Source organism: Kitasatospora purpeofusca, assembly GCF_000718025.1.
GTDB classification, from domain to species: domain Bacteria; phylum Actinomycetota; class Actinomycetes; order Streptomycetales; family Streptomycetaceae; genus Kitasatospora; species Kitasatospora purpeofusca.
The window spans coordinates 45,650-59,057 of sequence record NZ_JODS01000042.1 but is presented as its reverse complement, the minus strand read 5'-3'; the positions used below and the strand labels follow the sequence as shown (position 1 = coordinate 59,057).

Annotated in this window: 13 protein-coding genes and 1 tRNA gene; 11 read left to right on the top strand and 3 right to left on the bottom strand. The window is 73.6% G+C overall.

The window, feature by feature from the left end:
• The first annotated feature begins 469 nt into the window (after positions 1–469).
• Positions 470–1,507: a LuxR C-terminal-related transcriptional regulator gene (locus IF01_RS0137130; protein ID WP_030398045.1), complete on the top strand. Its 1,038-nt coding sequence runs from the start codon at positions 470–472 to the stop codon at positions 1,505–1,507.
• Between the two features lie 66 nt (positions 1,508–1,573).
• Positions 1,574–3,205 (top strand): polysaccharide biosynthesis protein, encoded by a 1,632-nt coding sequence (locus IF01_RS0137125; protein WP_233290195.1) that lies wholly within the window; start codon positions 1,574–1,576, stop codon positions 3,203–3,205.
• Positions 3,206–3,266: 61 nt separating this feature from the next.
• Here IF01_RS0137125 and IF01_RS0137120 read toward each other — a convergent pair whose 3' ends face one another.
• A complete protein-coding gene (locus IF01_RS0137120) occupies positions 3,267–3,761 on the bottom strand; it encodes a MarR family winged helix-turn-helix transcriptional regulator (RefSeq protein ID WP_030398043.1) in 495 nt (164 codons plus the stop codon).
• Between the two features lie 109 nt (positions 3,762–3,870).
• Here IF01_RS0137120 and IF01_RS0137115 point away from each other — a divergent pair, with 109 nt between their 5' ends.
• Complete coding sequence (locus IF01_RS0137115) at positions 3,871–4,665, top strand: methyltransferase domain-containing protein (RefSeq protein WP_030398042.1); 795 nt, start codon at positions 3,871–3,873, stop codon at positions 4,663–4,665.
• 102 nt (positions 4,666–4,767) lie between these two features.
• Here the strand turns inward: IF01_RS0137115 and IF01_RS0137110 are convergent, their stop codons facing one another.
• Positions 4,768–5,370, bottom strand: a complete 603-nt coding sequence (locus IF01_RS0137110; RefSeq protein WP_030398041.1) for a TetR/AcrR family transcriptional regulator — start codon at positions 5,368–5,370, stop codon at positions 4,768–4,770.
• 173 nt (positions 5,371–5,543) lie between these two features.
• Positions 5,544–6,593, bottom strand: a complete 1,050-nt coding sequence (locus IF01_RS0137105) for an acyl-CoA desaturase (RefSeq protein ID WP_078880646.1) — start codon at positions 6,591–6,593, stop codon at positions 5,544–5,546.
• 244 nt (positions 6,594–6,837) lie between these two features.
• Between IF01_RS0137105 and IF01_RS0137100 the strand changes: the two genes are divergently transcribed.
• The 8 genes from IF01_RS0137100 to IF01_RS0137060 all read left to right on the top strand — a co-directional run bounded on the left by IF01_RS0137100 (position 6,838) and on the right by IF01_RS0137060 (position 13,356).
• Positions 6,838–6,911, top strand: a tRNA-Gln gene (locus IF01_RS0137100).
• 172 nt (positions 6,912–7,083) lie between these two features.
• Positions 7,084–8,553 (top strand): bifunctional UDP-N-acetylglucosamine diphosphorylase/glucosamine-1-phosphate N-acetyltransferase GlmU, encoded by a 1,470-nt coding sequence (glmU, locus tag IF01_RS0137095; RefSeq protein WP_078880645.1) that lies wholly within the window; start codon positions 7,084–7,086, stop codon positions 8,551–8,553.
• Positions 8,554–8,756: 203 nt separating this feature from the next.
• On the top strand, positions 8,757–9,734 hold the full coding sequence (locus tag IF01_RS0137090; protein WP_030398038.1) for a ribose-phosphate diphosphokinase: 978 nt from the start codon (positions 8,757–8,759) through the stop codon (positions 9,732–9,734).
• A gap of 284 nt (positions 9,735–10,018) precedes the next feature.
• Complete coding sequence (locus IF01_RS0137085; protein ID WP_030398037.1) at positions 10,019–10,609, top strand: 50S ribosomal protein L25/general stress protein Ctc; 591 nt, start codon at positions 10,019–10,021, stop codon at positions 10,607–10,609.
• Positions 10,610–10,796: 187 nt separating this feature from the next.
• Entirely contained in the window at positions 10,797–11,378 is a 582-nt protein-coding gene (gene pth / locus IF01_RS0137075; protein ID WP_030398036.1) for an aminoacyl-tRNA hydrolase, read from the top strand.
• A 228-nt stretch (positions 11,379–11,606) separates the two neighbouring features.
• Positions 11,607–11,897: a hypothetical protein gene (locus IF01_RS0137070; RefSeq protein ID WP_030398035.1), complete on the top strand. Its 291-nt coding sequence runs from the start codon at positions 11,607–11,609 to the stop codon at positions 11,895–11,897.
• Between the two features lie 99 nt (positions 11,898–11,996).
• Positions 11,997–12,518, top strand: a complete 522-nt coding sequence (locus IF01_RS0137065; protein ID WP_149030402.1) for a SigE family RNA polymerase sigma factor — start codon at positions 11,997–11,999, stop codon at positions 12,516–12,518.
• Positions 12,508–13,356, top strand: coding sequence for a hypothetical protein (locus tag IF01_RS0137060; protein WP_030398033.1), 849 nt, complete (start codon positions 12,508–12,510; stop codon positions 13,354–13,356). The genes IF01_RS0137065 and IF01_RS0137060 overlap by 11 nt, the downstream gene beginning before the upstream one ends.
• Positions 13,357–13,408 lie beyond the last annotated feature (52 nt).

The following is a 13,408-nucleotide window of genomic DNA, read 5'->3' as shown; positions in this document are numbered from 1 at the left end:
TGGTCGCCTCCGCCGAGCGCGCCCACCAGGCCCTCGGCTGGACCCCGCGCCGTCCGAACCTGGACGACATCGTCGCCGACGCCTGGAAGTTCACCCTGGAGAAGAACGCCGGCTGAGGCACGGGCCGGGGCCTGCCCCGGCCCGGCGGACGACCGGGCGCCGCTCCCTCCCGTACGGCGAGGGGGCGGCGCTCCGGCGTTCCCGCCGGGGCCCGGAGCCGGCGGCGTACCGCGCCAGGAGGTCGCACCGGGCCCAAGTCACGCCAATTTCGCACCTCCTGACGAAACTTCACCAAACCCCCACCGAGCCCGCGCCCACCCCGTACGCTGATTCCGGTACCGGTGGGGGTCGGCACCTCGGCCCTTCCGGGCACCCGGGAGGTGAGCGGCGCAGGAGCGCCCGGACGGCGGCGGCGGGACCGGCGCGCCGTCCCGGACGCGGGCCGGAGCTGAGCAGGGGGGAAGTGACGATGGGGCGGATCCGCGTCCTGGTGGTCGACGACCACCGGATCTTCGCCGAGGCGCTGGCCGCGGCGCTCGCCGCCGAGCCCGATGTCGAGGTAGGCGCGGCGGGCAGCGCGGCCGCCGCGGAGCGGGCGCTGGAGCGTGCCGCCACCGAGGGGCGGGTGTTCGACGTGGTCCTGGTCGACGCCGACCTCGGGGTGGCGGAGGCCGCGGCCGCCCGCAAGCCCCGCCAGCCCGTTGCCGAACCGCCGGACACCCTCCGCCGCCGACCGCCGGCGACGGTGCCCTCGCCCCGCCGGACGCCGGTGGTCCAGGCCGCCGGACCGTCCGCGACGGCCGTCCCGACCGGGGCCGCGGTTCCGCCCGGGGCCGTCGTCCGCCATCCGACCGACCGCCGCCCGGCCGCTCACCCGGCCGGTCCGCTCGCGGCGGAACCGCATCCGACGGCGCCGGTGATCCCGGTGGCCGCCCCGGTGGTCCCCGCGGCCGTCCCGGCCGCCGGCCAGATCCCCGACGGCATCACCCTGCTGGCCCGGATCCGCCGCCACCATCCCGGCCTGCGGGCGATCGTCCTGGCCACCGCCGACGATCCGCACCGGGCCGCCCGCGCCCTGCACGCGGGCGCCACCGGCTGGGTGGCCAAGGAGAGTTCGCTGGCCCGGCTGCTGGCGGTGATCCGGGGTGTCCTGCGGGACGAGACCCATCTGCCGCCCGCGCTGCTGACCGGTGTGATCCGCGAACTCACCACCGCCCGCCGGGACCGCACCGAGAGCGAACGGCTGGTCGACACACTCACCCCGCGGGAGAAGCAGATCCTGCGCTGCATGGTCGCCGGCCTCGGCCGGCAGGCCGTCGCCGAGCGGCTCTACCTGTCCCCGCACACCGTCCGTACGCACATGCAGAACGTCCTCGGCAAGCTCGGGGTGCACTCCACCCTGGCCGCCGTAGCGGTGGCCCGCCGGGCGGGCGTCAGTCCGTCCGAGCTCGCGGCTCCCGCTGTCCCGCCGTCCGTCGCCACGACCACCTCTCCCGGCCCCGGCTGATCCGCCCGTCCGTCACCCCAGCAACACCGGTTCGGCTCCGTCAGGTCAGGGAATTCCGGAGGACAGATGTCGCCGCACAGTACTTCCGCACGCCCGCAGCCGACGCCGCAGGGCGCCGACGAGAGCTCGGACACGAACGCGAACGCTGCCCCGGGCGCCCGCCCGGAGTCACCGGAGGGCGCGCCGGGCCCGGCGGCCGGCGGCCGCGCCGCGCTGCCGACGGGGATGCGCACCCTGGTGGTCGGCGCCGGGGCGGCCGGGACCGCGCTGGTGCGCGACCTCGGCCGGGCCCCGGAGTTCGGCCTCGACCCGATCGGCCTGCTGGACGACGACCCGGCCAAGGCCGGGCAGTCGGTGGACAGCGTGCCGGTCCTCGGCACGCTCGCCGATCTGACCGCGCTCGCGGTCGAGCACCGCGCCCAGGTGGTGGCACTGGCGATCCCCGGGCTGGCCCCGCAGCGGGTCCGGGCGCTGGCCACCGCCGCCGCGGCGGCCGGGGCGGCCGTCCGCTACCTGCCGTCCTTCCTCGCCGCGCTGCGCCGCGAGGTGGTCGGCTCGGACATGCGCAGCCTGGACGTCAACCGGCTGATCGGCCGGCACGAGGTGCACGTGGTCTCCGCCGACGTCCGGGACGTGATCGAGGGCCGGCGGGTGCTGGTGACCGGCGCGGGCGGCTCGATCGGCAGTGAACTCTGCCGCCAGGTGCACGCGTTCAACCCGAGCGCGCTCTACATGCTGGACCACGACGAGTCCAATCTGCACCGGCTCCAGCTGGAGATCTGGGGCGAGGCGCTGCTCACCGACGACTCGCTGGTGATCGCCGACATCCGGGACCGGCCGCGGATCCAGCAGATCTTCCGGGACCTGAAGCCCGAGGTGGTCTTCCACGCCGCCGCCCACAAGCACCTGCCGCTGCTGGAGCGCCATCCCAGCGAGGCGGTGAAGTCCAATGTGCTCGGCACCGACCACCTGGTGGAGGCGGCGCTGGCCACCGGCGTCGAGCGGTTCGTGCTGATCTCCACCGACAAGGCGGCCGACCCGACCTCGGTGCTCGGCGCCAGCAAGCGGCTGGCCGAGCTGATCGTCCAGGCCAATGCCAGGGACGCCCGCAACCTGGGCACCGGGGTGTTCTCCGCGGTGCGGTTCGGCAATGTGCTGGGGTCGCGCGGCTCGCTGCTCTCGGTCCTGGCCGAACAGCTGCGCAGCGGCGGGCCGGTGACCGTCACCCACCCCGATGTCACCCGGTTCTTCATGACCATCGAGGAGGCGGTCGGCCTGGTGCTGGAGTCCGGCCGGATGGCGCGCGGCGGCGAGGTGTTCGTGCTGGACATGGGCGAGCCGGTGCGGATCGTCGACCTGGTGCACAACTTCGCCGAGCAGGTGCAGCTGGCCCGGGACGAGGTGGAGATCCGCTACACCGGGCTGCGGGCCGGGGAGAAGCTCAACGAGGCGCTGTTCTCGGAGGACGAGGAGCGGCTGGCGACCGAGCACGCCCGGATCTACGCGACCGTCGCGGACACCGCGGGCGGCCCGGAGGACCTGGCCGGCGGGCTGACCGGGCTGTACGGGGCGGCGGCGGTGAACAGCGACGACGAGGTGCGCCGTCGGCTGGCCGAGCTGCTGCCGGGCTACCGGACGCCGGAGCCCGCACCCGCCCCGGTGCCGGCGCTCAGCACGCCCTACCCGGACGGTTTCTGACCGGACGGGGCTCCGGCCGGACGGCTGCGGGTCGTACGGCCGCCGGCCGGGCCGGGGCCGCTCAGGGGATGTTGTCGAAGGGGGCGACCAGCTGCCTGAGCAGTCCGGCGAGCTCGCCCTGCTGGGTGGAGGTCAGCTGGGCGAGCAGCTCGCGCTCGTGGGCGAGCAGTCCGGCGAGTGCCTGGTCGGCGCGGTCGCGCCCGTCGTCGGTGAGCCGGACCAGGACGCCGCGCCGGTCGTCGGGGTCGGGCAGCCGCTTGACCAGGCCCTTGCCGGTGAGCCGGTCGATCCGGTTGGTCATGGTGCCGGAGGTGACCAGGGTCTGGGTGAGCAGCTGGCCGGGGGAGAGCTGGTACGGGGAGCCGGCCCGGCGCAGGGCGGTCAGGACGTCGAACTCCCAGGGCTCCAGCCCGTGCTCGGCGAAGGCGGTGCGGCGGGCGCGGTCGAGGTGACGGGCGAGCCGGCTGACCCGGCTGAGCACTTCGAGCGGTTCCACGTCGAGGTCGGGGCGCTCTCTGCGCCATGCCGCGACCAGTCGATCGACCTCGTCCTCCATGGCGATCAGTGTATCGGGGGTTGTGTCGATGTGAAGTCTCTTGACATCGAGAAATCCAGCCTGAAAGCTGGGGATATATCTTGATGTCGAGATACTTGCGAGGCCGATCATGACTTCCCCCGTCTGGGACCCGCAGCAGTACCTGCGCTTCGCCGACGAACGGACCCGCCCGCTGCGCGACCTGCTCGCCCGCGTCCCCGCCCTCCCGCACGAACCGGCCGCCACCGTCCTGGACATCGGCTGCGGGCCCGGCAACTCCACCGCCGTCCTGCGCGAGCGCTGGCCCGGGGCCCGGATCACCGGGATCGACAACTCCGCCGAGATGCTCGACGCCGCCCGCCGCGAGGGCGAACCCGGCGCCGACTACCTGCTCGCCGACGCGGGCGACTACGACCCGGCCGGGGCGGCGCCCGACGCGATCGTCTCCAACGCGACGCTCCAGTGGATCCCCGGGCACCTCGGGCTGCTGCCGCGCTGGGCCGGGGCGCTCCGGGCCGGCGGGGTGATCGCCTTCCAGGTGCCCGGCAACTTCGGGGCGCCCAGCCACCTGGCCCTCGCCGAACTGCGCAGGTCCCCCCGCTGGCGCGGACTGCTCGGCGCGGACGCCACCCGGGCCGGCGTGCACGAGCCCGGCGTCTACCTGGACGCGCTCACCCGGGCCGGCTGCGCCGCCGACGTCTGGGAGACCACCTACAGCACCCTGCTCACCGGGCCGGACCCGGTGCTGGAGTGGGTCAAGGGCACCGCCCTGCGCCCGGTCCTCACCCGGCTCACCGACGGGGCCGAACGGTCCGCGTTCCTCGCCGAGTACGGGGCGCTGCTGCGCGAGGCCTACCCGGCCGGGCCGCACGGCACGGTCTTCCCGTTCCGGCGGATCTTCGCCGTCGGGGTGAAGCAGGTCTGACCGTCGGGGTCGGGCGGCCCCGGCCGCAGTGGTCGGGCGGGCCCGGCCCCGGGCGGAGCGGGGTGCTGCCGGCCTGGCCCCGGACGGCGCCGGGGCGGGGCCTCAGGCCTTGCGGTCGCCGACCAGCTTGGGGTGCCGCTCCATCCCCTCCAGGCCGTGCCAGGCCAGGTTCACCAGGTGGGCGGCCACCTCGGCCTTGTCCGGCTTGCGCACCTCCAGCCACCACTGGCCGGTCAGCGCGACCATGCCCACCAGCATCTGCGAGTACATCGGCGCCAGCCGCGCGTCGAAGCCCCGGGCCTTGAACTCCAGGCCCAGGATGTCCTCGACCTGGGTGGCGATGTCGCTGATCAGGGAGGCGAAGGTGCCCGTCGACTGGGCGACCGGGGAGTCCCGGACCAGGATCCGGAAGCCGTCCGTCGAGGTGTCGATGTAGTCCATCAGCGCGAACGCCGCCTGCTCCAGCAGCTCGCGCGAGTGCCCCCCGGTCAGCGCCCCCGTCACCATGTCCAGCAGCAGCTGCATCTCGCGGTCGACGACCACGGCGTACAGCCCCTCCTTGCCGCCGAAGTGCTCGTACACCACCGGCTTGGACACCCCGGCCCGCTCGGCGATCTCCTCCACCGAGGTGCCGTCGTAGCCGCGCTCGGCGAACACCGTGCGGCCGATCTCGAGCAGCTGCTCCCGGCGCTGCTTGCCGGTCATCCGCACCCGGCCGCCCCGCCGGCGCGGTGCCGACGCAGCGCCGTCCGCCCCGGCGGTGGCACGCGGACGGTTCTGCGCCGGGCCGGGCGCGGCGTCCGTCCGCGTGCCCCGGTGGCCGCCTGTGCTGTCTGCGCTGCTCCCGTTCACCCCTACATCATGCTGCAGGTGCGCCCTCATGCGGCGCGGCGGGCGGCGATCCGCTGCGCGTCCGGCCAGCGGACGTCCCGGACCCAGCCCGCCAGCTCGAACCAGCGGATCAGCCGGGCCGAGGAGTCGATCTGACCGCGCAGGACGCCGTGCCGGGCCGAGGTGGGGTCGGCGTGGTGCAGGTTGTGCCAGGACTCGCCGCAGGAGAGCACGGCCAGCCACCAGACGTTCCCGGAGCGGTCCCGGGAGCGGAACGGCCGGCTGCCGAGCGCGTGGCAGATCGAGTTGATCGACCAGGTGACGTGGTGCAGCAGCGCCACCCGGACCAGCGAACCCCAGAAGAAGGCGGACAGCGCCCCCTGCCAGGAGAGCGTGACCAGCCCGCCGACCAGCGGCGGCAGCAGCATCGACACGGTGGTCCAGAGCCAGAACAGCCGGGAGATCCGCCTTATGGCCGGGTCGTCGATCAGGTCGGGCGCGTACTTGAGCTGCGGGGTCTGCTCTTCGTCGAAGAGCCAGCCCATGTGCGCCCACCACAGGCCCTTGAGCAGCGCGGGGACGGTCTCGCCGTAGCGCCAGGGCGAGTGCGGGTCGCCGTCCTTGTCGCTGTACCGGTGGTGCTTGCGGTGGTCCGCGACCCAGCGCACCAGCGGGCCCTCGATCGCCAGCGAGCCGGCCACCGCCAGGGCGATCCGCACCGGCCGGTTGGCCTTGAAGGCGCCGTGGGTGAAGTAGCGGTGGTAGCCGACGGTGATGCCGTGGCAGGTGAGGAAGTACATGACGGTGGCGATCGCGAGATCGGTCCAGCCGAGGCCCCACCCCCAGGCCACCGGGACGGCGGCGACCAGGGCGGCGAAGGGAACGGCGATGAACAGCCCCAGCGCGATCCGCTCGGCGGCGCCCTGCCGCTCCCCGCCGCGGGTGGCGGAGAGCAGCTGCGGGTCGGTGCCGTCGGCCGGGGCGCCCGCGGGGGCGGCCGGGGCCGGTACGACGTGGTCGGGGTTGTCGGGTCCGGGGGGTGAGGTGTCGAGGGGGCGCGCGGAATCGGCGTGCGCCTCGCCGGCCTGGATGGTCATGGGTGTCCCTTGAAGGGGAGAGGACGGAGGCTACGTGTGCGTAACCTACGGAATCGTAGGTTGTTCGCCGCCGCCGAGGGAATACGCCGCCGGGCGGCGCTTGAGTGAATTCACCCGACTGGATGGATGACCTCCCGCGCGCGGGAGGGCCCCCGGGGGAGAGCCGCGAGGAGGTAGATGTGACGGCCCATACCCCGTAGTCTTGGCGCAGCGCGCCCCCCGGTGACGGGAGCGGATGCGCCGGTCCCGGATCGTCTAAGGGCAGGACAGCTGGTTTTGGTCCAGCTTATGGGGGTTCGAATCCTCCTCCGGGAGCCATCTGCGGGCCGGCCGGCCCGGCCCGGTTCGTGGCGGCTCCGTGACGACTCCCGGGGCCGGGGGGCCGGAGATCCTCCGCGCACTATCCTCGAAGCCGCCGGGTCGCCGACGTGCGGGTCCCGTCCCCGGCTGCTCTGCCCTCCCCGTGTAACCGAATGAGGAGCCTCCCCCCGTGAGTGCCAATTCGCCTGCCGCCGTTGTCGTGCTCGCCGCCGGTGGCGGGACCAGGATGAAGTCGAACCGTCTGCCGAAGGTGCTGCACGAGGTGTGCGGGCGGTCGCTGGTCGGCCACGCGGTGGCGGCGGCGGAGGAGTTGACGCCCGGGCAGCTGGTCGTGGTGATCGGGCACATGCGGGAGAAGGTGGCCGAGCACCTGGCGGCACATCACCCGGGTGCCCGCGCCGTGGTCCAGGCCGAGCAGAACGGCACCGGCCACGCCGTGCGCACCGCCCTGGAGGCGCTGGCGGCCGACGGGATCGAGCTCGACGGCACCGTGATCGTCACCACCGGGGACGCCCCGCTGCTGACCGGCGGGACGCTGCGCGCCCTGGCCGGGGCGCACGCCGAGCAGGGCAACGGCGTCACCGTGCTCACCGCCGTGGTGCCGGAGCCGTTCGGCTACGGCCGGATCCTGCGCGACGAGGCGGACGGCGCGGTCGCCGCGATCGTCGAGGAGAAGGACGCCTCGGACGCCCAGCGGGCGATCGACGAGATCAACTCCGGGGTCTTCGCCTTCGACGCCAAGCTGCTGGTGGGCGCGCTCGCCGAGGTCACCACGGACAACGCGCAGGGCGAGGAGTACCTCACCGACACCCTGGAGATCCTGCGCCGGGCCGGGCACCGGGTGGGTGCCGTGGTCGCCGCCGACTACCGGGACATCCTCGGCATCAACGACCGGGTGCAGCTGGCGCACGCCCGCCGGCTGCTGAACGACCGGCTGCTGGAGCGGGCGATGCGGGCCGGCGTGACCGTGGTGGACCCGGCGACCACCTGGTTCGACGTCCAGGTCTCCTACGAGCCGGACGCGGTGGTGCTGCCCAACACCCAGCTGCAGGGTGCGACCCACCTGGGCGAGGGCTGCGAGGTGGGCCCGAACTCCACCCTCAAGGACACCCGGATCGGCGCCGGCGCCCGTGTGAGCAACACCACCGCGGACAGTGCCGAGGTCGGCGAGCTGGCCACCGCCGGCCCCTACGCCTACCTGCGCCCGGGCGCCCGGCTGGCCCGCAAGGCCAAGGTCGGCACCTATGTCGAGGTGAAGAACTCGGAGCTGGGCGAGGGCGCCAAGGTGCCGCACCTCTCCTACATCGGCGACGCCACCATCGGCGAGGGCACCAACGTCGGCGCGGCCTCGGTCACCGTCAACTACGACGGCGTCAACAAGCACCGCACGGTGATCGGTGCGCACTGCCGGACCGGCTCCGACAACATGTTCATCGCCCCGGTGACGATCGGCGACGGCGCCTACACCGCGGCCGGTTCGGTGATCACCAACGACGTGCCGGCCGGCGCCCTCGGGGTGAGCCGGGCGCAGCAGCGGAACATCGCCGGCTGGGTCGAGCGCAAGCGCCCCGGGACCACGTCGGCGCAGGCCGCCGCGGCGGCGGCGGGGACCGGCGCCGAGGCCCCGGCGGAGGCCTGAGCGGAGGGGCGGTGGGCCGGCCGACGGTCCCGGGGCGGACGGTTCGGGCGCGGGCGCGTAACCTTGGGGTCATACGTGCGCCATAGGGCCTATCGCCCCTGTCCCGGCGTACCGACCATTCCCCCGACCCCACTCGCCGGCTGGCGGAAGCCTGCCCTCGGTGCGGTCGGGACCGGTGTCAGCAACGCGAGGAGACGGTGGCAGTGAGCGGGATCACGACGTCGGGCGAGAAGAAACTGAAGCTCTTCTCCGGCCGTGCCCACCCGGAGCTGGCGAGGGAGGTGGCCGCGTCGCTGGGGACCGAACTGGTTCCGACCAAGGCCCTCGACTTCGCCAATGGTGAGATCTACGTCCGCTTCCTGGAGTCGGCGCGTGGCGCCGACTGCTTCGTGATGCAGAGTCACACGGCTCCGATCAACCAGTGGATCATGGAGCAGTTGATCATGATCGACGCTCTGAAGCGGGCCTCCGCCCGGAGCATCACCGCGATCCTGCCGTTCTACGGGTACGCCCGCCAGGACAAGAAGCACCTGGGCCGCGAGCCCATCTCGGCCCGGCTGGTCGCCGACCTGCTGCGCCAGGCCGGCGCCGACCGGCTGATGGCCGTGGACCTGCACACCGCGCAGATCCAGGGCTTCTTCGAGGGCCCGGTGGACCACCTGTTCGCGCTGCCGCTGCTGGCCGACTACGTGGGCGAGCGGGTCGACCGCTCCAAGCTCACCGTGGTCTCGCCGGACGCCGGCCGGGTGAAGGTGGCCGACCAGTGGTGCGACCGGCTGGACGCCCCGCTGGCGATCATCCACAAGCGCCGGGACATCACCCAGGCCAACACCATCCTGTCGGCCGAGGTCGTCGGTGACGTCCAGGACCGGGTCTGCGTCCTGGTCGACGACATGATCGACACCGCCGGCACGATCTGCGCCGCCGCCGACGCGCTGTTCGAGAACGGCGCTGCGGACGTCCTGGTCGCCGCCACCCACGGCGTGCTCTCCGGCCCGGCCGCGGACCGGCTGAAGAACTCCCGGGTCAGCGAGTTCGTGTTCACCAACACCCTGCCGACCCCGGCCTCGCTGCAGCTGGACAAGATCACCACGCTGTCGATCGCCCCGTCCATCGCGGCCGCGATCCGCGAGGTGTTCGAGGAGGGCTCGGTCACGAGCCTCTTCGAGGGCGTGCACTGATCCCAGGCCCCAGGGCGGCGCCCCCGGTCCCCTCGGGGCCGGGGGCGCCGCCGATTTCGCGGGAGGCCTCGGTAGCGGTTAGACTCGTGAAACTGCTCGGCGAGGGATGCCGTGCGCCCGCTTCGCGGGTGCGCGATCCGTGATCGACGCGCTGCCGGCTCCGGTAATCCGGGCCTTCCGGCAGAGTCGTTGCGCCGCCGAGTGACCCCCGTTATGAGGGTGTGGTCCCGGCGGTTTTTCGCGTTGCCTGCACCCCCGCGCCAGCTTTCACGAGGAGTGCAGTCGTGTCCGAGATCCGCCTTGCCGCCGAGTCCCGCAACGAGTTCGGCAAGGGTGCCGCCCGTCGCGCCCGCCGCGCCGGCTTCGTCCCCGGTGTCGTCTACGGTCACGGCCACGCGCCGGTTCACCTGAACCTGCCCAGCCACGACCTGATGATGGCCCTGAAGACCCCGAACGCCCTGCTGGTCGTGCCGATCGACGGCAAGGACGAGTACGTGCTGCCGAAGGCCGTCCAGCGCGAGGCCATCAAGCGCACCATCGAGCACGTCGACCTGCTGCTGGTCAAGCGCGGCGAGAAGGTCACCGTCGAGATCCCGGTCCACACCGAGGGCGAGCTGGCCCCGGGCGGCAACCTGCTGGAGCACGTCCTGCAGGCCCTCCCGATCGAGGCCGAGGCCACCCACCTGCCCGAGTTCGTGACCGTCTCGGTCGAGGGCCTGGAGGCCGGTGCCTCGATCACCGCCGGTGACATCGAGCTGCCCAAGGGCACCACGCTGGCCGTCGAGGCCGACGCCGTCGTGCTGCAGATCATCGGCGCCCAGGCCTCGCAGGCCGACGCCGACGCCGAGGCCGCCGAGGCCGGCGCCGAGGCCTGAGCCTCCCGCACAGCTTGGTACCGCTGCCCCGGCCGCTCCTCTGGAGCGGCCGGGGCAGCGGCGTGTCCGGGATGATGGCGGTGAACATGACCACGAGGAGCGGTGGCCCGGTGAGCGGGCGCGGCGAGCGGACGGTCGAGAGGTGCGCGCGGGCGGATGCCCTCGCCGAGCGGAGCGGGACGGGCGCATGAGCGACGAATCGTACGAAGGGCCCTGGCTGGTGGTGGGCCTGGGCAACCCCGGGGAGCAGTACGCCCGGAACCGGCACAACATCGGCTTCATGGTGGTCGACCTGCTGGCCGAGCGGATCGGCGCCAGGTTCAAGGCCCACAAGAGCCGGGCCCAGGTCGCCGAGGGCCGGCTCGCGGGCCGGCGCGTGGTCCTGGCCAAGCCGATGACGTTCATGAACCTCTCGGGCGGCCCGGTCACCGCGCTGCGGGACTTCTACAAGGTGCCGGCCTCCGCGCTGATCGCCGTCCACGACGAGCTGGACATCGACTACGCGGCCCTGCGGCTGAAGACCGGCGGCGGTGACAACGGCCACAACGGGCTGAAGTCGATCACCAAGTCCCTCGGCCCCGACTACCACCGGGTGCGGTGCGGGATCGGTCGGCCGCCGGGCCGGATGGAGGTCGCCGACTTCGTGCTCAAGGACTTCTCCAGCACCGAGCGCAAGGAGCTGGACTGGTTCGTGGACCGCTCGGCGGACGCCGTGGAGGCCCTGCTCACGGAGGGCCTGGAGCGGGCCCAGTCGACGTACAACTCCTGACCGGGCGTCAAGGATCCGTTCGCCGGGGGACGGGCGGCGGTCCGGCCGCACAACAGTCGTGCAACTTCTGGCCGTCCAAACCTGAACAGGTGTGAGAAGTCGGGACGCATCGGATAGCGTCGGGACAGTACGCGAACGGGGTCTGGGGAGTTCTCGATGCGGAGTTTGCGGCCGGTCCGGCGGTTTCGGCGGATCCGGGTGGTACGGCTGAGGAAGCTCGGTCGGCGGGTGGGCACGGCCGGTGCGCTGGGCACCGCGGGCGCGCTCGGCGCCGCCGGGGTGCTGCTGGGCGGTGCCGGTCCGGCCCACGCCGACCCGGTGTCCGAACCCGGACCGGGTGTGGTGTCCCCGGAGCCGGTCTCGGCGCAGCTGGACCTCGACCTCGATCTCGGCCCCGTGCTCGGCGGCTCGGTCGGCGGTGACGCGGGCCTGCTGGCCGTCGGCGGCGGTCTGGTCGTGGCGGCGGGCGGCGCGGCCCTGTGGGTCCGGCGCCACCGCGCGGGCGACGCCGGGGAGTGACGAGGACCGGAGGGGCCGGGTCCGGGCGACGGACGCCGGCCCCTCCGGTATTTTCCCGGGGCTGTCATCCGTTTTCGCGGGCCGGTGCGTCCTGTGGACATGAAGCGCGAATCGATGCGGCCGGACGGCACCCGGAGTGACCCGTTCGACGATTTCGTCGCGGCGCGGTACCAAGCGCTGCTGCGGGGCGCGTTCCTGATCACGGGGGACGTCCACGACGCACGTGACCTCCTGCACGACGCCCTGGCCCGGGTGTACGCCCGGCGCGGCGCGATACGGGACCCGGGGGCGGCCGAGGGATACGTCCGCAAGGCGATGGTCCGCACCCACGTGTCGCGCTGGCGGCGGACCCGCCGGGAGGTGCTGACACCCCTGCTGCCGGAGACCCCGGTGGCGGCGGTCGACGCGCGGGACGAGCAACTGGAGGCGGCGCTGAGATCGTTGCCCCCGCGTCAGCGGGCGGCCGTGGTCCTGCGGTACTACACCGACCTGCCAGTCGCCCGGGTGGCCGAGGAGCTCGGCTGTTCGCCGGCGACGGCCCGGACCCACCTGGCCCGCGCGACGAGGGCGCTTCGGGAGCGGCTGGCACCGGAGAAGGAGGTTGTGGGTCATGGAGGTTGAGAGCGGGGACGGTCGGGGCGGCGGGGGCCGGTTCGAGGACGAGCTGGTCGTCCGGCTGGGGGCGCGCGCGCAGGAGGTGGGGGGGAGCCCGCCGCTGGCGGAGCTGAGAGCCGCCGGACGGCGCCGGGTGCGGCGGGGGACCGCGCTCCGGGTGGCCGCGGGGGCGGTGGTGCTGGCGGTCGGCGTGGGGGCGCTGACGCAGCTGGGGACCGGTGGGGGCGGGGGGCCGACGGTGCCGTCCGGGGCCGGGGAGAGTGAGTCCGCCTCCGTGAACAGCCTCTACGAGGTCTGTTCGTTCGGGCCGGGCTCGCTGCGGCTCTACACGTGGGAGCAGCAGCACAGTCTGGCGCCGACTCCCTCGCGCACGAACACCTACCCGCCGGAACTGGTCTCCCCGCGCCCGGGGATGAGTGCGAGCCAGGAGCAGGCCAACCGCGAAACGATGGCGGTGGCCGACGCCATCAGGCGCTTCGGGGCCCAGCGGTACCCGGACCAGTGGTTCGGTGCCTGCACGGATCAGGTGACCAGGACGGTCTACGTGATGCGGACACCGGGGAGCGACCTCGACACGGTGCTCCCGCAGTCCGTTCCGCACCCCGGTGTCGTCATCGAGTTCGTGGAAGCGGTCGGTTCGCGGAGGTTCTTCGAGGCGCTGGCGGTCCGGATCGAGGTGGAGGACGCCGCCTTCTGGGCGCAGCGGGGCGTGAAGATCTCCGGTGTCCGGATCTCGGAGGACGGCGCCGGGGTCGTCGTCGAGACCGAGCAGGCGACGACGGCCAGGGCCGACATCGTGGCCCGGTACGGGGACCTGGTGATCGAGGTGAGGCCGTACTACTGACGGGGGCACCTGGACCACGGGGGAGCACGGGGGCGAAGGGCCCCGCGGCACG

Bases quoted from the DNA above. Each gene is read 5' to 3' on its own strand.
- IF01_RS0137130 (WP_030398045.1), top strand. From the start codon at position 470: ATGGGGCGGATCCGCGTCCTGGTGGTCGACGACCACCGGATCTTCGCC.
- IF01_RS0137120 (WP_030398043.1), bottom strand. From the start codon at position 3,761: ATGGAGGACGAGGTCGATCGACTGGTCGCGGCATGGCGCAGAGAGCGC.
- IF01_RS0137115 (WP_030398042.1), top strand. From the start codon at position 3,871: ATGACTTCCCCCGTCTGGGACCCGCAGCAGTACCTGCGCTTCGCCGAC.
- IF01_RS0137060 (WP_030398033.1), top strand. From the start codon at position 12,508: ATGGAGGTTGAGAGCGGGGACGGTCGGGGCGGCGGGGGCCGGTTCGAG.
- IF01_RS0137125 (WP_233290195.1), top strand. From the start codon at position 1,574: ATGTCGCCGCACAGTACTTCCGCACGCCCGCAGCCGACGCCGCAGGGC.
- IF01_RS0137065 (WP_149030402.1), top strand. From the start codon at position 11,997: ATGAAGCGCGAATCGATGCGGCCGGACGGCACCCGGAGTGACCCGTTC.
- pth (WP_030398036.1), top strand. From the start codon at position 10,797: ATGAGCGACGAATCGTACGAAGGGCCCTGGCTGGTGGTGGGCCTGGGC.
- IF01_RS0137105 (WP_078880646.1), bottom strand. From the start codon at position 6,593: ATGACCATCCAGGCCGGCGAGGCGCACGCCGATTCCGCGCGCCCCCTC.
- IF01_RS0137110 (WP_030398041.1), bottom strand. From the start codon at position 5,370: ATGACCGGCAAGCAGCGCCGGGAGCAGCTGCTCGAGATCGGCCGCACG.